Origin of the sequence: Streptomyces sp. NPDC047061, from assembly GCF_040643955.1 — a bacterium.
Taxonomy (GTDB): Bacteria; Actinomycetota; Actinomycetes; order Streptomycetales; family Streptomycetaceae; genus Streptomyces.
This window is the reverse complement of record NZ_JBEYVI010000004.1, coordinates 321,572-340,501: the sequence shown is the minus strand read 5'-3', so window position 1 is coordinate 340,501 and position 18,930 is coordinate 321,572. Positions and strand designations below refer to the sequence as shown.

Below are 18,930 nucleotides of genomic sequence, written 5' to 3'. Positions count from 1 at the left end.
CGTTCACCGCCCCGCGTGGACGCGCCGCGCGAGGGACCTCCGGTCGACCTTGCCGGTGGACGTGTAGTCCATGGCGGTCACGACCTCGATGTGCCCGGGGACCATGTAGCCGGGCAGGAACTCCCGGCAGTGCCGTCTCAGGGTCCGCTCGTCCGGTTCCGTGCCGGGCACGGCGGTCACGAACGCCACCAGGTGGTCGGTGCCGTCCGGGCCGGGAGCGACCAGGCAGACCGCGTCCCCGACGTCCGGCCGCGTGTCCAGAACGGCCTCGATCTCCCCCAGTTCGATGCGGTGGCCCCTGACCTTCACCATGGTGTCCTCGCGCCCGACAAAGACCAGCCGGCCGTCGGCGAGGCGCCGGACGAGGTCTCCGGTGCGGTGGAACCGTCGGCCTTCGTGCTCGACCCCGGCGGCGGCCGTCCTGACCGGGTCGTTCCAGTAACCGCGCATGACCGACCCGCCGCCGACGCACAGTTCGCCGGCTGTCTCACCGGTCTCCGGCAGCGCCGTACCGTCACCGTCCAGCAGGAAGGCCGTCGCGTAGGGGCAGGGCCGTCCGATCGGCGGGGACGCCGGCGCGTGCTCGGCCAGGTCCTCCGGACCGAGACGGTGGAACGTGCAGACGTTCGTCTCCGTCGGCCCGTACAGGTTGTAGAGGGCACTGTCCGCGGGCAACGCTCCCCGCAGCGACCGAAGATGTCTGGTCGGGTACTCCTCACCCGCGAAGGCCACCACGCGCAGCCGGGTCGTGGCCAGCATGTCGCCGTTCGCCCCTTCGGCCATGCGCCGCAGTGCGGTGGGTACCGAGTACCAGACGGAGACGTCCTGGTCGGCGGCGAAGCGGACCAGGGCCGGCCCCAGGCCCTGCCGGCTCTCCGGCACCAGGGCCACGGCCCCGGCGCAGGCGGCGGCACCGAAGACGTCGAGGATCGACAGGTCGAAGTGGAGCGGGGCATGGCTGGCCAGGACGTCGGACGAGGTCAGCGAGAACTCGTCGACGGCCCAGTCGACGAAGGCGCGGGCGTTGGCGTGGGTGAGCACGACGCCCTTGGGGGAACCGGTGGAACCGGAGGTGTACAGGAGGTAGGCCACGTCGTCCGGTTCGGCGGGAACCCTCAGCGGGGCGGCGTCCGCGTACCGGCTGACGGCGTCCTCCCAGGTGGTCGCCCCGGCACCGGCCGGGAGTTCCTCGTCGTGGGCTCCGACGTACAGGAACGAGAGTGTCTCCGCCAGTTCCGGTGCGCAGGCACGTAGGCTCCGCGCCCGTTCCGGTGTGGTGATCAGCCATGCGGCCTGGCAGTCGGCGAGGACGGCGGCGGCCCGGCGCGGCGGTGCCGTGGGGTCTGTCGGCACATACGCCGCACCGGAGCGCAGCACGGCATGGATCGCGGCAACGGCCTCCACCGACTTGTTCAGCCAGATCCCGATACGCCGGCCGGAGACGGGACCCGCAGCGGTCAGGGCCGAGGCCACGCCGTTGCTGATCTCGTCCAGTTCCGCGTAGGTGACCCGGCGCTGCTGGTCCTTGACGGCGACGGCGTCGGGGTGGCGGCGGACCGCCGCTTCCAGGTAGGTGGTCAACGTCCTTTCACGGACGTCGGGTTGCTGTGTCACGTTCACCTCAATCCAAGCTTGGCGGCGACGACGTCGCGTTGCATGTCGGAGGTCCCGGAGGAGATCCTGGTCCCCAGGGCGTCGCGCAGCCGCTCCTCGATCCCGGCGTCCTCGGTGTAGCCGTGGCCCCCGAAGATCTGCATGGCGTCCTCGAAGGTGGCGACGGCGGACTCGCTCACCTGGAGCTTGACGAGTTCCGGGAGCGGGGAGGAACGCCGGGCGCGTCGGGGAGTGGGCCGGTCCAGCTCCCAGGCCGCGGCACGCAGCAGGCCGCGCGAGGTCTCCAGCCGCAGCCGCATGTCCACGATCCGGTTGGCCACCGACTGGAAGCCGCCGATGCGCCGGCCGAACTGGCGTCGCGAGCCGGCCCGGTCCACGCACTCCTCGATCTGCCGTTCGATGGCGCCGAGCAGCGGCGCCAGCAGCAGGGTGCGCTCCCAGGCCATCACCGTGGCGAAGATCTCCGAGCCCTGCTTCTCGGCCCCGAGCCGCATGCCGTCGTCCACGACGCACTCGTCGAGGACCAGCTGGCCCCAAGCACACGAATCCAGGCCCATCTTCCGCTGTTCGGTCTCCACCCGGACGCCTGCCTGGCCGCGTTCGACGAGAAAGGCGGTGACGCCGGTGAAGCCGAGCTGCCTGCCCAGCGTCGCGTACACGAGGAACACGTCCGCATCAGGCGCGTTGGTGATGAACCTCTTTCGGCCGGTCAGCACGTACTTGTCGCCCTCGCGGCGGGCGACGGCCCGCATCGCGAGCGCGTCGGAACCGGACTCGGTCTCGGTGATGGCGTGGGCGCCCACCAGCCGTCCGGCGGCCAGGCCGGGCAGGTAGGTCCGCCGCTGCCCGGGAGTGCCGAACCTGGCCAGGGGCAGTGCGACGGCCCACATGTGCGCACCGGCCGCGATCAGCAGTCCGATGTCACGGCAGCCGTACCCCAGGCCTTCGAGGGCGAGGGCGCTGGTGAGCGCGGAGTGGCCGAGGCCGCCGTGTTCCCGCGGGATGTGCAGGGCCATGACCTGCGCGTCGGCCAGCGTCTGCCAGGTCGCGTCGGCGGCCAGGCCGCGCAGGCGGTGGTGCAGCTCCAGTTGCTCCGGTGTCCAGGCGAGGTCCACGGTCGGCTCCCTACCGGATCGCCGTCTGGGACAGCCTGGCCAGTGCCTGTTCCACCTCGGCCTCGGCCGCGGAGTCGTCGTCGAGCAGCCCGTTGAGGTACTTCTCGTACGAGCCCAGGTCCATCAGTCCGTGCCCGCTGAGGTTGAACAGGATCGTCTCGGGCGTGCCGGTCTCCCGTGCCCGCACGGCCCGGTCGACGACGTACCGGATGGCATGCGCCGACTCGGGAGCGGGGATGACCTGCTCCGCGCGCGCGAACGTCACGCCGGCCTCGAACACCTCGCTCTGGCCGTAGGCCACGGCGTCGACCAGTCCCTGGTGGTACATCCAGCTGATCACGGGTGCGGCCCCGTGGTAGCGCAGCCCTCCTGCGTGGATGGGCGACGGGATGAAGGTGTGGCCCAGCGTGTACATCTTGGACATGGGCGTGTTGCCGAGCGCGTCATGGTGGTCCCAGGTGTACACACCGCGGGTCAGCTTGGGGCAGGACCTGGGCTCGACGGCGACCAGGCGGGTGCTGCGGCCGGTGTTCACGGCGTCGCGGTAGAAGGGCATGGTGAGGCCGGCGAAGTTGCTGCCCGCGCCGAGGGCGGCCACGACGGTGTCGGGATACTCCCCGAGCTCTCGCATCTGGGCGAGGGCCTCCTGCCCGATCACGGTCTGATGCAGCAGGACATGGTTGTCCCCGCTGCCCGCCGAGTAGCGCACGCCGTCACCCTCGTTGGCGTACTCGTGGGCCTCGGAACTGGCGACGGACAGGCTGCCGGCACAGTCGGGGTCGTCGGCCAGGATGGACTTGCCGGCCTCGGTGGTGACGCTGGGGCTGGGGATGACCCGGGCTCCGTTGAGCTCCATCATCACCCGCCGGTGCGGCTTCTGCTCGTAGCTGCAGCGCACCATGTAGACGGTGCATTCCAGGTCGTAGACGGTGCAGGCCATCGCCAGGGCCGTGCCCCACTGCCCGGCTCCGGTGCCGGTGACGAGCTCGCGCACCCCGGCCTTCTTGTAGTAGTAGGCCTGGGCGATGGCGGAGTTCAGTTTGTGGCTGCCCGAGGGGCTCGCCGCCTCGTACTTGTAGTAGATGCGGGCGGGAGTGCCGAGGGCCTTCTCCAGCCGGCGGGCCCGGACCAGGGGGGTGGGCCGCCAGTTCTCGTACTGGGCCCGGACCTCGGCCGGGATCTCGATGTAGGGCTCGTCACTCACGCTCTGCCGGTAGATGGAGAGCGGCAGCTGCGGTTTGAGGCCGTGCCGGCCGGGCTGCTGGGCCGGCCGGCGGTCCTGCGGAACGTAGCCCGCGAGGTCGGCGATGACGTTGTACCAGTGGGTGGGTACCTGGACTCCGGTGGCTGGGCGGGAGTCAACGCTGGTGTTCACGGTGCGTCTCCTTGGAGTGGGTCAGCGGCCGGCGGGGTCCGGGACGACGCCGGCCAGTGCCAGTTGGGACCGCACCAGGTCGACCAGGCTTCCCACGTCGACGAGTTCCGAGGTCATCACGGCCTCGTCGTCGATCTCGCAGGAGAACGTCCGCTCCAGCTCGGTGATGATGCGCAGCAGGGTCAGGGAGTCCAGGCTGACGGTCGTGGAGTAGAGCGAGACGTGGTCGGCGATGTCCCCTGGGCCGAGGTCGAGGTCGAGGATGTCCACGAGGACCTGTTTGACCTGCGTGGAGATGGAATCGGGCATGGAAGTCCCTCCAGTGCACGGCACATGCCGTGCCGTGCCGATCGGATGACGGGGCCTGAGACCGGGTGTGCCAGGACTCAGGTCGAGGCGGGGACGTCGGCGTGCCGCGCGGCATCGCGACGTACGACGAAGGCGACCAGGCGCCCCTGACGTGCGGTCACCACGGCCTGGGCGACCTCCGGGTGGGCCTGCAGGACGGCTTCGACCTCGCCGGGTTCGATGCGGTGGCCGCGGATCTTGAGCTGGTCGTCGGTACGGCCGATGACGACCAGCCGGCCGTCGGGGAGCAGGCGTCCCACGTCGCCGGTGCGGTACCGGCGGCCGGACGGATGTTCCGGGAACCGCCGGGCGGTGAGCTCCCGGTCGCCCAGGTAACCGTCCGCCAGACCTGCCCCGGTCACGTACACCTCGCCCAGTTCCCCGGCCGGGACGGGATCCCCCGATTCGTCGAGTACGAGGATCTCCGCCCCGTCTACGGGCAGCCCGGCGGTGACCTCCCGACCAGGCGTCAACTCGGTGCCGGTGCACCATACGGCGGCTTCGGTGGGCCCGTACTCGTTCCACAGCCGGGTCTCCGGCTGGAGGCGGAAATGGTCCGCGAGCAGTTGTTCCGGGCAGGGTTCGCCCGCGACGAGGACGTTGCCGGGACCCGTGGCGGGGCCGGGCAGCCGTTGCAGTGCCCCGTGGTAGTGAGAGGGCGTCATCGCGGTGTGCGAGATCCGCCGCTCGCCGACCAGCATGGCGTCGACGGCGGTCATGATGCCGTCGAGCGAGGCCGGCGCGAGCTCTACGGTGCCCCCGCAGGCCAGGGTCCACCAGATGCATCCGATCGCGGCGTCGAAGGTCATCTGCCAGATCATCAGGAAGCGCCGGACCGGTTCGGGGTAGTGCCGGAACCGGGCGAGCGTGGTGCTGACGATCGCCCGGTGGGATACGACGACGCCCTTGGGCTCTCCGGTCGAACCCGAGGTGAAGACGATGTAGGCGGTGTCGTCGGCAGTGGCCCGCGGAGCGAGCCGCTCGGCGCTGCGGTCGCCGAGGCCGACGGGCCGCTGCAGCCGGGCGAGGCCGGCCAGGTCACCGATCCGGTCCGCCGGGGCGAGCACGGCGGCGGCCCGGGTACGGGCGGCCAGCAACCGCAGCCGCTCGCCCGGGGCGCCGGGGTCGACCGGCACATGGACCGCACCGGCCTTGAGGACCGCCAGCTGAGCCACGAGGGCGGCGGAACTACGGGGGAAGGCGCTCAGCACGGCCTGCCCCGGCCCGAGTCCACCGGCGACGAGTTCCCGGGCGACGTGGTTGGCCGCCTCGTCGAGCTGCCGGTAGGTCAGCTCCCCGTCCTCGGCGCTGACGGCGAGGCTCTCCGGGTTCCGGTCCGCCGCCCGCTCGAACAACTCGGGGAGCGTGGGGCCGGCGTCGGGCCGGGGCCGGCCGGCGAGGGCATGTACCGCGCTGCTCACCGGGCGGGCTCCGGACTCCGCAGGCTCAGCGGACGCATGTCGGTCCAGACCTCGGCTATGCGGTCCAGGCACGCCTGCCTGTCTCCGGTGAAGCCCTCGGCGCGCCAGCCGCCGGGTACCGGGCGGTCGGCAGGCCAGATCGAATACTGTTCCTCGTCGTTGACGACGACAAGCTGCATGTCCATGCAACACCTCGGGCGCGTGGGATCGGTCGGTGCACTGGTCCCGCCCGGCGGCGGGTCACGGCCCCCTCCGGTCGCACCGGGTGACGCGGTGCGACCGGAGCAGGGTGCGGGGCGGTCGGGGTGGTCAGCGGCCCGGCTTCACGGCCTCGACGAGGATGTGGTAGCCGAGGTAGTTGAACGGCGGGACGTCGCCCAGGTTCTTCTCCAGGGCTCGCACGACACCCGCGACGCCGCTGTCGGCGAGGACCTCGTCGGCCAGCCAGGCGGAGATCGTGGAGTTGCCACGCAGGTGCGTCATGATCAGACCCGAGGCGGCGAAGAGGGCCTTGAGCTCGTGCGGGCTGAAGCTGTACCAGGGAGCGGTGAGGTCGGTGCCGCCGCGCGTCTTGGTGAAGAGCAGCGTCTTCGCCTCGACGTCGGTGATGTCGACGGCGGCGAAGCGGTCGCCCTTGAAGAACTGCTCGAACAGGCTGTTCTTCACGCCGATGACGAGCCGCCCGCCGGGCCGGAGGACGCGGCCGACCTCGGCGAAGACGCGCTCGCGGTCCTCCAGCGGGATGTGCATCAGGGCGAGCATGCTGGTGACCACGTCGAAGGAGTTGTCCTCGAAGGGCAGGTTCGCCATGTCGCCCTCGTACAGGTCCGCCGACAGTCCCCGCTCGGCCAGCTTGCCCTGGGTGACGTCGAGCATGGCCCGGGAGATGTCCAGGCCGGTCACCTGAGCGCCGGCGGCGGCCATCGGGACGGTGAAGCGGCCGGTGCCGCAGCCGATGTCGAGGACCTTCTGGCCGGCACGCACCTTGCTCAGGACGAACTCGTGCTCGGACGCGGTGAAGGCGTCGTCGCTGGGGCCCTCGCCCGGGATGCGCTCGTCGTACTCGGCGGCGATCTCCTGGTACACCGAGCGGACCTGCTCCTTCTGCACCTCGGAAAGCTGGGTCGGCGCGTTCTCCAGAATGGTCATGGAATTCTCCTTCAGGGATTCTTGGATGACGGTGGAAATCGAGGTTGAAAAACTCTCCGAAAGCAAGCCCGAGCAAATTCCCTCTAGGGCTTCTCTCCTTCACCTGAATTCAGACTAGCAGTTGCGGCAGGAATATCAATCCGCTCGACCCTGCTCATCATTCGCCCGGAATTTCGTACGGCCGACACTGCGGCGGGCAGCAGTACGACGACACCGGTCACTGCAAAGCACCAGGCCAGGGAGAGGGGAGCCAGCAGCAGACCGATCCCGGCCGAGCCGGCCGCGTTCCCGGTATTGAAGGCGGTATTGACCCAGGTTCCGGCCTCGGTACTGCGAGCTCCGGAATCGACCTCACCGGCGATCAGATAGGACGTCGTCAAAGTCGGCGACGTGAAGAAACCGACGCCTGCAGCCAGTGCGACCAGGCCGATCATTCCGGTGGCCTGCCCGGCCAGGGCGCAGCAGATCCCGAGAAATGCGGCCAGGATCGGCAGGCGGGCACGGGCGGCGAGTTTCCAGCCGACCGCACCGTACAGCAGGCCGCCCAGCGCACTGCTGACCGCCATCGTCGCCGACACCCACGAGACCGAGGCGGCGGAGCCGTGCTCGTCCGCGAAGGCCACAGCAAGGAGGTTGAAGGCACCCATGCAGGCCCCGAGACCCGCGGTGACGAGAACCGGGTCGATCAGCCTGGCCCACCACCTGCCGCCCCCCGCGGGCGGGGCGGGCGGCTCCTCGCCCCCGGTGTCCTTGGGGGGCGCCGGAGCAGCGCCGGCGGCGCGGAAGGACGCGGCGACCGGAGAGGTCGCCAGGACCGCCGTTCCTCCCAACAGCAGTACCGCACTCAGGGCGACACCCAGCGCGGGCTCGGCGAGCGCGGTGAGCGCACCGGCCAGCAGTGGGCCGACGACGTACAGGAGCTCTTCCGCGACGGTGTCCAGCGAGTAGGCCCGCTGGAGCAGTTCCTCCTCGTCGGGCACGAGGACCCCCCACAGGGTGCGCATGAACGGACCCAGCGGAGGTGCGAACGCACCGGCCGCGGCGCCCAGCACCCACAGGGCGGCCCGGGGGGCGCCCGGCTGCCAGGACACCGCGGCGATCAGTCCGAGCAACGCCGCGCACAGGGCCGCCATCGGCAGCAGCGCCCGGCGTACCCCGTGCCGGTCGATCAGGCGGGCACGGTAGGGCGCCAGCAGGGAGCTGGAGAGCCCGAAGACCGCCAGGACACCGCCGGCCATCGCGTACGAGCCGGTCGCCCGGCTGACGGTGAGCACCAGGGACAGGAAGACGATGCCGTAGGCGAACCGGGCGACGAGCGCGGCGCCGAAGGTGCGCGCCGCATGGGGGATCTTCAGAACGGTGAGGTAGGACGCGGTTTTCGCGGTTGACACGACATACTCCAGCAGGGTTGCGGCGAGCAGGGTGCGCGCGCCGCCGGAAAGGACGACGAGACCGGGGGCGTGGCGGCGGAACCGACGGAGCGGTCGGCTGGAACCTACGGGAGACGGGCCGCCCCGCCCTCCGCCCCGGCAACGCGAGCCGTCCCCGTCGCCGGCATGCGGCGCAGGGACAGGCGTACGGCGGCGTCGAGGGCGGCGGTCGTGGCGGCCGGAAGACCGTGGTGGTCCAGGGTGTCCAGTGCCTGCTCGGTCATGCCGCCGGGAGAGGACACGGAGGAGATGGTGCCGGCGAACGTCGTGCCGGCCCCGTCGAGCAGGGCGCCCGTGCCGCGCACCGCGTGGCGTGCGAGGTGGTCGGCGAGCCCGGGGGGCAGCCCCAGGGCGGCCGCGCCCTCCGCCAGGCTCTGGGCGAACCGGGCGAGCAGGGCGGGACCGGCACCGGAGAGGGCGCTGACCGTCTCCAGGTGGTGGTCGTCGACCACGAAGACCGGGCCGAGGTCGGCGAACAGCTCCTGGACGGGAGTCAGTTCAGCGGCTTCGACGGCCGGGGCCGCGGACAGCACCGTCGCGCCGACCCGTGCGGCCACGGCCACGTTCGGGACCGCGCGCAGGACCGGGACGGCGTGCCGGACCGCCTCGGCGACGACCGCGACGGGCCAGGAAGCCACCAGGGACACCAGGATCTGGCCGTCGGTCAGGTGAGGTCGGGTCTCGGCGAGTACCTCCGCGGCTTCGTGCGGGTGCACGGCCACCACGACGAGACCGGCCCCGGCCACCGCTTCGGCGATGTTCCCGGCCGCCACCAGTCCGGTGTCGGCGGCCAGGTCCCGGGCGCTGCGGCCGTGCCGCGACACACCGCGCAGCCGCCAGGGCCGCCCGTCGACCGCGACCAGCCCCTGGGCGACGGCCCGGGTGATGCGCCCGCAGCCGAGGAAGGCCACCGTACGGCTGGTCATGCGGTCTCCCCGGCGGTGCTGGTCTCCTCGACGAGGTCGCAGATCGCCTCGACGCCACGCAGGAGACGATCCTCCGGTTCCGCGCCGACCGAGACCCGGACGAACCGGTCGCAGGACGTCCCGTAGGAGATTCCGGCGACCGTGCTCACCCGGTGGCGGCGCAGCAACTCGTCGGCGAATTCGGTGGAGTTCAGCCGGGAGGCACCCAGCGAGGGGAACAGGTAGAAGGTGGAGTCGCCGGGCAGGCTGGTCACCCCGCGGGCGGCGAACGCCTCGGCGACCCGGTTGCGCCGCTCGACGACCTCCCGGATCTGTGGCCGGGTGTGCGCCAGAATCCCCTCGAAGTTCTCCGCGAGGTAGTGGCACAGGATCGTCGGGGCGCAGGTCACCAGATGCTGTTGAAGCTTGGCCAGCTGCCGGATCAGGCTTTCGTGGGCGATGACGTAACCCACCCGCCAGCCGGATATGCCGAAGTTCTTGGACATCGAGTTGCAGATGACGGTGTGCCGCTTGTCGGGGTCGAAGACGCTCGCCGAGACGAACGGGTCGCCGCCCGGCACGAACTCGCTGTACACCTCGTCGGCGATCAGGATCAGCCCGTGGGTCTCGGCCAGGACGTGCAGCGTGCGCAGTTCGTCGTCGGACAGCCGGCGTCCGGTCGGGTTGTGCGGGTTGTTGACGATGATCGCCCGGGTGCGGGCGGTGACCCGGGCGGCGATGTCGTCGACCGTGGCGTGCCAGGGCAGGGCGACCGGGATCCCGCGGCACAGCCGCACCTGATCGGGATAACTGACCCACAGCGGCTCGGGGATGATCACCTCGTCGCCGGGTTCCAGGATCGCGGCGAGCGTCATGAACAGCGCCGACTTGGAACCGGCGGTGACCATGATCTCGCGGTCGGGGTCGACGGGTGTCCCGGACCCGTTCTCGTGGTACTTGGCGAGCTTGTGCCGCAGCAGCGGGACGCCCCGGGTGTGCGAGTAGTGGTGCGCGGCGGGCGTCAACTCCTCGAAGGAGGGCGCGGGGACGTCGAAGAAGGCCTCCCCGAGGGAGAGGGTGATGATGTCCGCGCCGTCGGCCTGCAACTCGTAGACCAGGTTGTTCTGTTTGATCGACGCGGCCTCGCCGATGCTGTCCACCAGGGCCGAAGGACGTAGGGGTGCCATCGTGTCTCTCCTCTCGTAGCACGGATGCGATGACGGGCGCTGCCCTCCGGCCGTCACAGGACGCGGATCTGCCCCTCGCCCCACACCACGTTCTTCACGCAGGTGAGGGACTCGAGCCCCATGGGGCCGCGCGCGTGCAGCTTCTGCGTGGAGACGCCGATCTCCACGCCGTAGCCGAACTCGCCGCCGTCGGAGAACCGGGTCGAGGTGTTGACGAAGACACTGCCCGAGTCGATCGACAGGGCGAACCGCCGTGCCACGGAGATGTCCTGGGCGACGACGGCCTCGGCGTTCCGGGTGCCGTACCGGTCGATGTGGTCGAGCGCCTCGTCCAGTCCGCGGACCACCTTCACCGCCATCACCAGGTCGAGGTACTCGGTGGCCCAGTCGTCCTCGGTGGCGGCCTCGGCCTTGGGCCACACCTCCCGCGTGCGCTCGTCTCCCCGCACGGTCACGCCCAGCGCGGCCAGCTCGTCCAGGCAGCCGGGCAGCCAGCTGGTCGCCAGCGCCTCGTGGACCACCAGCGTCTCCAGGGCGTTGCACACGCTCGGCCTGGAGGTCTTGGCGTTGACGACGATGCTCGTGGCCCTGGCCGGGTCCGCCGAGGCGTCGACGTAGACGTGGCAGTTGCCGTCACCGTCGATCACGGTCGGAACCCTGGCGTTGTCCTTGACCGTCTGGATCAGGCTGGGGCCGCCGCGCGGGACCACGAGGTCCACGTACTCCTCGGCCGCCAGCAGCTCCAGCACACCTTCCCGGGAAGTGTCGGGGATGAGCTGCACCGACGCCGCGGGAACCTCGTCCTGTGCGTCGAGTACCTCGCGGATCACGGCGGCGATGGCCGTGTTGCTGTGCAGGGCGATGGACGAACCGCGCAGCACGGCCGCGTTGCCGGACTTCAGGCACAGGGCGGCGACGTCGGCCGTTACGTTGGGCCGGGCCTCGTAGACGACGGCGACGACCCCGAGGGGTTCGCGCACCTGCTCGATACGCAGGCCGTTGGGGCGGGTCTGGCCGCCCGTGACGGCCCCCACGGGGTCCGGCAGGCCGATGATGGTGCGGATCGCGTCGACCATGCCGGTGATGCGTTTGTCGGTCAGGGTGAGCCGGTCGATCAGGGTCGCCGACGTCCCCGCGGCCCGGGCCGCCTCGATGTCCAGGGCGTTGGCCGCCTTCAGACGCTCGCGTCCGGTGTCCAGAGCAACGGCGATCGACTCCAGGACCCGGTCTTTCACCACGGTGGGTGTCTCACGCAGCACGCGCGCCGCGGCAGCGGCGGTGCGGCAGATTTCGGTGACGGACATCAGCAGGCCTCCAGAAGACTCACGTATTCGCTGGGGTGAAGAACCGTGGCGTCGTCCGCGCCGTCCGCGGACAGGGCCTCGGCCAAGGACAGGGCTCCGAGCCGGGTACGGCCCCGGGCGATCGGCGGGGTGCCGTCCACCGCGATGTCGACGACGTCGCCGGCCGTGAACGACCCCTCGGTGCGTGCGACCAGGGGCAGCGGCACGGGCCGCCCCGCGTCCATCGCGTGCCGGGCCGACGGGTGGCAGACCACTGTGCCGCGCGGCGGTGCGGAGAAGGCCCGCCACAGCGGCTCCAGGCCGTGCTCGCGTACGGCGTCCCGCGGGCGGACGAGCGTGCCCACCGGCTCTCCGCCGAGCAACCGCGACAGGACCCGCGGTTCGTGGGCGCCCGCGATGGCCGCGGTGACCCCGGCCAGGGTGGCGATCCACACGGCGCCCAGCTTGCTGACCATGCCTCCGGTGCCCGGACCGCCCGCGGAGGATCCCGCGAGCCGTTCCAGCTCCACGGTCATCCCCTTGGCCTCGGGGATGAGCCGAGCGCCCGGATCGGTGCGCGGATCGCTGCCGTACAGGCCGCGGACGTCGGTGAGCAGCACGAGCAGCCTGGCCCGCAGCAGCACGCTCGACAGAGCGGCGAGGATGTCGTTGTTGCCGACCTGGACGGCGTCGTTCTCGTTGACCACCGGCACCACGCCGCGGTCCAGGGCGTGGTCCAGTGCGGACCGCAGTCCGTCCCGGTGCCGGCCGTCGCACAGGTCGAGCGGTGTGAACAGGAACTGGGCCGCCGTCAGACCGCGCCGGGCCAGCCCGGCCCGGAAAGCCTCGAACAGCGGCCCCTGGCCGACGGCCGCGGCCAGCCGACGGCCCTCCTCGCCCGCCCCGCCGTCGCCCAGCACGGTGCGGCCCTGGGCGATGGCACCCGAGGTGACGAGCACCGGGCGCAGACCCGAGTGCGTCAGGTCCGCGACGGACGCCGCGAGGGCGTCGGCCTTGTCCGGGTCCAGGCGGCCGTCGGTGACCAGTGACGACGTGCCGATCTTGACGACGATACGTTCCGGTTGCATGAGCGGAGGCAGACCTTCCGGGACTATGCGGGCAGGGACGGACGGGCCAGCGGACCGACGTGGTAGACGAACCGGCTCGGCATCAGCTCGGCGGGCAGGTCGCCGCGCCGCAGCTCGTGTTCGAGCGAGGCGGTCAGCGCGCGCTCCAACTGCGGGGCCAGCACCCGGGTCGGCGACTGTGCCGCGGCCGGGTCGGACCGGTCGGACCCGGCCGCGGTGAACGGCTCGCTCAGGATGTAGTGGGAGTGCGCTCCCGGAGGCAGGAAGGAGACCTCGACGGTGCCGTCGGCGTCCCCGTGTCCCCAGCCGACGCGCGTCGTCCAGCCGTGGCGTGCGCCCAGCCGCCACAGTTCCTCCGGGTGCATCCCGGTCTGCCGGGACCCGGCGTCACCTGCGGGACCGAAGCCGTAGCCGTCGCGCAGCCGCAACGCCTCGGTCAGGCGGGCGTTGGGAACACGCCGGTATCCGAACGCTTCCGTGCTGTCCGCCAGGCGCCGCTCGATCGCCTCCGGACCGGCCGGCGGGCCGGGCTCCCAGCCGGTGCCGTCGGGCTCGTCGGAGCAGCCGATGTGCAGGATCACGTCGTAGCGGAACAGGGACATCTCGTTCGCGGCGGCTCCGCGCCGGGGCGCGATCTCGACCGCGGAGATCCGCTCATGGCCGGCGACCAGCGACCGGAAGAACCCTGGGCCCACGCTGAGTTCGCTGTCGGTGCGCAACGCCCGGTCGATCGCGTCGGCGACCTGCTGCCGATCGGCCCGGGCACCCTGCCGCAGGTGCTCCCGCAGGCTCAGGAACGCCTCCAGCAGTACGCCGCTGCGCACGTCGCCCACGAAGACGTGTCCCCCGTCGGACACGCCGGCCACCGCCCGGTCGACCACCCGCCGCAGGTAGGCGAGGGACGGGAAGTACTGGACGACGGAGTTGAGCACGACCGTGTCGTACGGACCCGGCGCCGCATCCAGCGCCTCCAGCGCCTCGGCCTGTGCGACCACGAGCGTGGGCGCACCGGCGGATCCCGCCGGCCCGGCGCCGACGCGACGCAGCATCTCCACCGCCGCGTCCGCGTAGTCGGTGGCGACGTACCGCTCCAGCCGGCCCTCCTGGCACAGCGGGCGGACCAGCAGACCGGTACCGGCGCCGACCTCCAGCAGACGGCGCGGGCGCAGGGTGCGGATCCGGTCCACCGTGGCGGCGACCCACTCGTCCATCTGGCCCGGCGGGATGGTGCTGCCCGTGAAGCTGTCCGTCCAGCCCAGCAGCGCCTCGTCTGCCGTGGCCTCCGCCTCGGGCACGTAGGTGCTCTCGAACACGAAGCGCCAGGAGTCCATGAACGCCTCGAAGTCCTCGGCACGGACCCCGTCCGCGGGCACCAGATGGGCGACCGGCCGGACGGCCCCGTCCGTTTGCGTCTCGGCCACCACCACGGCGTCCTGGATCTGGGGGTGTTCCCGCAGTGCCCGCTCCAGCCGCGCGTACTCCGCCTCCCGGCCGGCCGGCAGCGGGACGTCCCATGCGCGGGCCTCGGGGTCGCGGGCCACCTCGCGCACGAACGCCTCGTACATCGCGGCCAGTTCGGCCACGGTCGACCTCTGGTACAGGTCGGCGTCGTAGCACAGCTCCGCCGACAGACCCGCTCCGTCGCGGGTCAGGTCCAGGGAGAGATCGAAGCGGCTGCTCGGCACGTCCAGGGGCACGGACTCGGCCGTGACCCCGTCGAGTTCGAGCGCGGACGAGCCGTCGTCCTCGAACAGCTGGCAGGTCGCCTGGACCACGGGGTTCAGGCCCAGGTCGCGGCTGGGGTTGACGAGTTCCACGATCCGCTCGAAAGGGGCCGCCTGGTGGGCGTAACCGGACAGGGTGGTGTCGCGGACCTGCTGGAGCAGTTCCACGAAGGCAGGGTCCGCGTCCAGATCCGCGCGGATCGGCAGGATGTTGACGAACAGACCGATCAGTCCTTCCAGTTCGGCCCGGGTACGTCCCGCGACGGGTACCCCCACCAGCAGGTCCCGCCGCCCGGTCCAGCGCGCCAGGACCGCGTGGAAGGACGCGAGCAGCGCCGTGAACAGCGTGGTCCGGTGGCGGCGCGCCAGCTCCGTCAGCGCGGCGGTGACCTCCGCCGGCACCTGGAAGCGGACGGTGTCGCCACGCCCGCCGTTGACCTCCGGCCGCTCCCCGTCGCAGGGCAGGGCCAGTTCGGTGGGGGCGCCGGCCAGCTGGTCCCGCCAGTAGGCCAGGTCCGCGGCCAGCCGCGCCTCGTGCCCGGGTCCTCGCTCCCAGGCGGCGAAGTCCTGGTACTGCAGGTCGGGCGCGGGCAGACCGGGTGCCCGACGGGCGGTCAGGTCGCGGTAGTGGGCCGAGATCTCGGCCAGTACGACCTTCACCGACCAGCCGTCGCACACGATGTGGTGCGCGCCGAACACCAGCAGGTGGTCGTCGGGGCCCAGGGTGAGGACGGCCGCCTCGAACAGCGGTCCCTTCTCCAGGTCGTAGGGTCGACGGCCGACTTCCTGGACGTGGCCGGCCGCGCGCCGCCAGGCCTCCTCGGCCGGCAGGTCCGACAGATCCAGGCAGGTCGTCTCCCGGCCCCAGTCCCGGTCGACGGTGACCAGCAGCTGCTGGTCACCCAGCGTGTAGCGGCTGCGCAGCACGTCGTGCCGCTCCACCATGACGGCGACGGCCCGCGCCAGTGCCGGCACGTCCAGCCTGCCGTGCAGGCGCACCGCCTCGACCATGTTGTAGCCGGTGCTGTGCGGAGCGACCTGCTGCAGGAACCACAGCCGCTGCTGAGCGGTGGACGCGACCGCACGCTCGCCACGGCCGAGGGCCGGGATCAGCTGCTCGCGTCCGTCGTCGCCGCCCAGCGCCGCGGCGAGCCCGGCCACGGTGGGCTGTTCGAACAGGGCCCGCAGGGAGAGCCGGACGCCGAGCCGGGCACGTATCCGCGAGATGAGCTGTACGGCGCTGAGCGAGTGGCCGCCGAGCCGGAAGAAGTCGTCGTGCCGACCCACCGCGTCCAGGCCGAGCACCTCGGCGAACATGCGCGCGAGGTCCAGTTCGGTCCCCGGCAGCGGGGCCGCGTACCGTCCCACCCCGAGCGAGGAGGCGTCGGGCTCGGGAAGCCGGGCGGGCGCGACCTTGCCGCTGACGTTGCGGGGGATCTCCGCCAGTTCCACCACGGCGGACGGGACCATGTACTCGGGCAGGCGACGCGCGAGGTGCTCGCGCAGCCCCGGTACGTCCACCGCGTCCCGCGGTACCACGTAGCCGACCAGGCGGGCGTGGCCGTGCGCGTCCGGCCTGGCCACCACAGCCGCGTCCCGGATCCCGGGGTGCGCCAGCAGCGCCGACTCGACCTCACCGGGGTCGACCCGGTAGCCACGGATCTTCAGCTGGCCGTCGAGCCGCCCGAGGAACTCCACCTGTCCGTCGGCGCGCAGCCGGCCCAGATCGCCGGTGCGGTACAGCCGCCCGCCCGGCACCACCGCGAAGGGGTCGGACACGAACCGCTGTGCGGTGCGCTCCGGGTCGTTCAGGTAGCCGACGGCCAGCTGTGGTCCGGCCAGACAGATCTCGCCGACCACGCCGACCGGGACCGGCCGCCCGCCCGGATCCAGCACCGCGACCGCGCAGTTCGCCAGCGGCCGGCCGATCAGCGGCCCCGCGTCCCCCTCGACCGGTGCGACCAGGGCGTCCACGGTGAACTCGGTCGGGCCGTACATGTTGACCGCGCTCACTCCCGGCTCGGCGGCCAGGCGGGACCACAACGACGGGCGCATGGCCTCGCCGCCCAGCACGAACAGCCGCGGACCGGGCCCGTCGTCGTCCAGCAGTCCCAGTCCGACGAGCTGCTCCAGGAACGACGGCGTCGCCTCCAGTACGTCGATCTCCCGCTCGCGCAGCACGGTGAGCAACTGCCCCGCGTCGCGGGCGGTGTCGTCGTCGACGACGTCGAGCACATGGCCGTCGACCATCCACAGCAGCTGGTCCCAGCTCGCGTCGAAGGCCACCGACATGGTGTAGGCGACGCGCAGCCGGCGGCCGGGCACGGTGCGCGCCATGGCCGCGTAGTGCGAGGCTCGGTGGGAGTGGTAGAGGTTCGCCAGCGAGCCGTGCCGGACCAGGACGCCCTTGGGGGTCGAGGTCGAGCCGGAGGTGAAGACGACGTAGGCCGGGTCGTCCGCGCCCGGTGCGGGCGGCGGCGCGGCACCGGGATGTTCCGGGAGCGAGTTCAGGTCCAGCAGGGGCCGGCCCAGCAGCTCCGCCCGTGACCGGACGGCCTCGTCGGTGACGACCAGGCGCAGCGCGGCCTCGTCGGTCATCGCACGCAGCCGCTCCGGCGGGTTGGCGGGATCCAGCGGAACCAGCACCGCCCCGGCGCGCAGTACGCCGAAGACCCCCACGGGCAGCAGCGCCGACCGGGTGACCATGAGGCCCACCCGGTCACCCCGGGCGACACCGCGCGCAGCGAGGTCGGCGGCGACCGCGTCGACCGCGTCGCCCAGCTGCCGGTACGTCAGCTGCCGATGCCCGTCGGTGACGGCGACGGAGTCGGGCCGGTCCGCGATCCGCTCCACCAGCGCGGTCAGGACCGTCGCGGCGGCGGGTACGCCGACCCGGGGGCCGCGGCCCAGCTCCCACAGGATCCGGGTCTGCTCGGCCTCGCCGAGCAGGGCCAGCGCAGACACCCGGGTGTCCGGCCCCTCGGTGGCCGCCGTGAGCAGGACCGTGAAGCAGTCGGCGAGATGTGCCACGGTCTCCGGGTCGAACAGGTCCCGGCTGTAGTTGAAGGAGGCGTGCAGGGTCCCGCCCCGCCAGTGCATGTCCAGGGCCAGGTCGAAGAACGTGGTCGGCTGGGCCGCGGGCAACGGCCGGACGGCGGCGCCCTCGAGCCGCATGCCACCGGTGAAGTCCTCGTCCAGCAGCTGGAACATCACCTGTACGAGCGGGTTGAGCCCCTGGGCCCGGTCCGGGTTGACCTCCTCGACCATGCGCTCGAACGGCAGCTCCCCGTACTCCTGGCCGTCCAGCATGCTCGTGCGCACCCGCTGGAGCAGCTCCTCGAAGGACGGATCGTCGCGCATGTCACCGCGCAGCGGAAGCGTGTTGACCAGCATGCCGACCAGCGACTCGGTACCCGCCCGGGTGCGTCCGCTCACGGGATGACCGACGAGGACGTCGTACTCTCCCGTGATGCGCGCCAGGAAGGCGTGGAAGGCGGCCAGCAGCACCACGGACGGACTGGACCTGCTGGTACGGGCCAGCTCGCGGACGCGGTCGGTGACGTCCTGGGGCAACGGGACCTCGTGCACCCCGGACGCGGGGAAACCGGTGGCACACCGGGGCCGGTCGCCCGGGAGCGGCAGCACCGTGGGAGCGCCGGCCAGGTGCTCGCGCCAGTACCGCAGGCACTCCTCGGTGCGCTCCTCGTCGAGCCACTCCCGCTCCCAGAGCGCGTAGTCCGTGTACTGCAGTTCCGGCTCGGGCAGCCGTGCGGGATCGCCGAGTACGAAGCCGCGGTACAGGGCGGCCAGTTCGTCCAGCAACAGGTGCATCGACCAGCCGTCGCACACGATGTGGTGCGCGGTGACGGCCACGACGTGCTCGTCCGGGCCGGCGTCGGCGACGTGCACCCGCAGCAGGGGCCCGGTGCGCAGGTCGAAGGGTTCGTCCAGCACGGCCCGGTGGAAGCGTGCCAGGGCCGCTTCGCGCGCGGGCCCGTCGGCGGCGTCGAGCCGGCTGTGGCGGAAGGCGGGCCGGGCCGGGCCGGTGCCCGGTTCGGCGACAACCTGGAGGATCGTTCCGTCGACCTGCTCGAACCGGGTGCGCAGCGCCTCGTGCCGATCGCACAGCTCCCGCGCGGCACGTGCCAGGGCCTCGCTGTCCAGCGGTCCCGTCACTCGGAACGCCTCGGTCAGGTGATAGGCGGTTCCCTCCGGCTCCAGGGCTTGGAGCAGCCACAGCCGCTGCTGCGCGGACGCGGCCGCATACCGCTGTTCTGCCATGTCGAAAACC

Annotated in this window: 13 protein-coding genes; all 13 read right to left on the bottom strand. The window is 71.9% G+C overall.

Translation table 11 applies throughout. From position 1 onward, the window contains the following. Positions 1-3: 3 nt before the first annotated feature. Positions 4-1,614 carry an amino acid adenylation domain-containing protein gene (locus ABZ887_RS10055; protein WP_361285444.1) on the bottom strand — a complete coding sequence of 537 codons (1,611 nt, stop codon included), beginning with the start codon at positions 1,612-1,614 and terminating at the stop codon, positions 4-6. A gap of 2 nt (positions 1,615-1,616) precedes the next feature. Next, positions 1,617-2,729, bottom strand: coding sequence for an acyl-CoA dehydrogenase family protein (locus ABZ887_RS10050; RefSeq protein WP_361285441.1), 1,113 nt, complete (start codon positions 2,727-2,729; stop codon positions 1,617-1,619). Positions 2,730-2,739: 10 nt separating this feature from the next. Beyond that, positions 2,740-4,104, bottom strand: coding sequence for a TrpB-like pyridoxal phosphate-dependent enzyme (locus tag ABZ887_RS10045; RefSeq protein WP_361285438.1), 1,365 nt, complete (start codon positions 4,102-4,104; stop codon positions 2,740-2,742). A 21-nt stretch (positions 4,105-4,125) separates the two neighbouring features. After that, entirely contained in the window at positions 4,126-4,413 is a 288-nt protein-coding gene (locus tag ABZ887_RS10040; RefSeq protein ID WP_361285435.1) for an acyl carrier protein, read from the bottom strand. 77 nt (positions 4,414-4,490) lie between these two features. After that, positions 4,491-5,873 carry an amino acid adenylation domain-containing protein gene (locus ABZ887_RS10035; protein ID WP_361285432.1) on the bottom strand — a complete coding sequence of 461 codons (1,383 nt, stop codon included), beginning with the start codon at positions 5,871-5,873 and terminating at the stop codon, positions 4,491-4,493. Next, positions 5,870-6,058: an MbtH family NRPS accessory protein gene (locus tag ABZ887_RS10030; protein ID WP_361285429.1), complete on the bottom strand. Its 189-nt coding sequence runs from the start codon at positions 6,056-6,058 to the stop codon at positions 5,870-5,872. Before ABZ887_RS10030 ends, ABZ887_RS10035 begins: the two co-directional genes overlap by 4 nt. 124 nt (positions 6,059-6,182) lie before the next feature. Beyond that, complete coding sequence (locus ABZ887_RS10025; RefSeq protein ID WP_361285426.1) at positions 6,183-7,022, bottom strand: methyltransferase domain-containing protein; 840 nt, start codon at positions 7,020-7,022, stop codon at positions 6,183-6,185. Between the two features lie 83 nt (positions 7,023-7,105). Then, a complete protein-coding gene (locus ABZ887_RS10020) occupies positions 7,106-8,413 on the bottom strand; it encodes an MFS transporter (protein WP_361285423.1) in 1,308 nt (435 codons plus the stop codon). A 104-nt stretch (positions 8,414-8,517) separates the two neighbouring features. Further along, entirely contained in the window at positions 8,518-9,378 is an 861-nt protein-coding gene (locus tag ABZ887_RS10015; protein WP_361285420.1) for a pyrroline-5-carboxylate reductase dimerization domain-containing protein, read from the bottom strand. Then, positions 9,375-10,544 (bottom strand): pyridoxal phosphate-dependent aminotransferase, encoded by a 1,170-nt coding sequence (locus tag ABZ887_RS10010; protein WP_361285417.1) that lies wholly within the window; start codon positions 10,542-10,544, stop codon positions 9,375-9,377. Before ABZ887_RS10010 ends, ABZ887_RS10015 begins: the two co-directional genes overlap by 4 nt. Before the next feature lie 53 nt (positions 10,545-10,597). Further along, positions 10,598-11,848, bottom strand: a complete 1,251-nt coding sequence (locus ABZ887_RS10005) for a glutamate-5-semialdehyde dehydrogenase (protein ID WP_361285414.1) — start codon at positions 11,846-11,848, stop codon at positions 10,598-10,600. Next, complete coding sequence (gene proB / locus ABZ887_RS10000; protein WP_361285411.1) at positions 11,848-12,915, bottom strand: glutamate 5-kinase; 1,068 nt, start codon at positions 12,913-12,915, stop codon at positions 11,848-11,850. The genes ABZ887_RS10005 and proB overlap by 1 nt, the downstream gene beginning before the upstream one ends. A 23-nt stretch (positions 12,916-12,938) precedes the next feature. After that, positions 12,939-18,920, bottom strand: coding sequence for an amino acid adenylation domain-containing protein (locus tag ABZ887_RS09995; protein WP_361285408.1), 5,982 nt, complete (start codon positions 18,918-18,920; stop codon positions 12,939-12,941). Between the last annotated feature and the right edge of the window lie 10 nt (positions 18,921-18,930).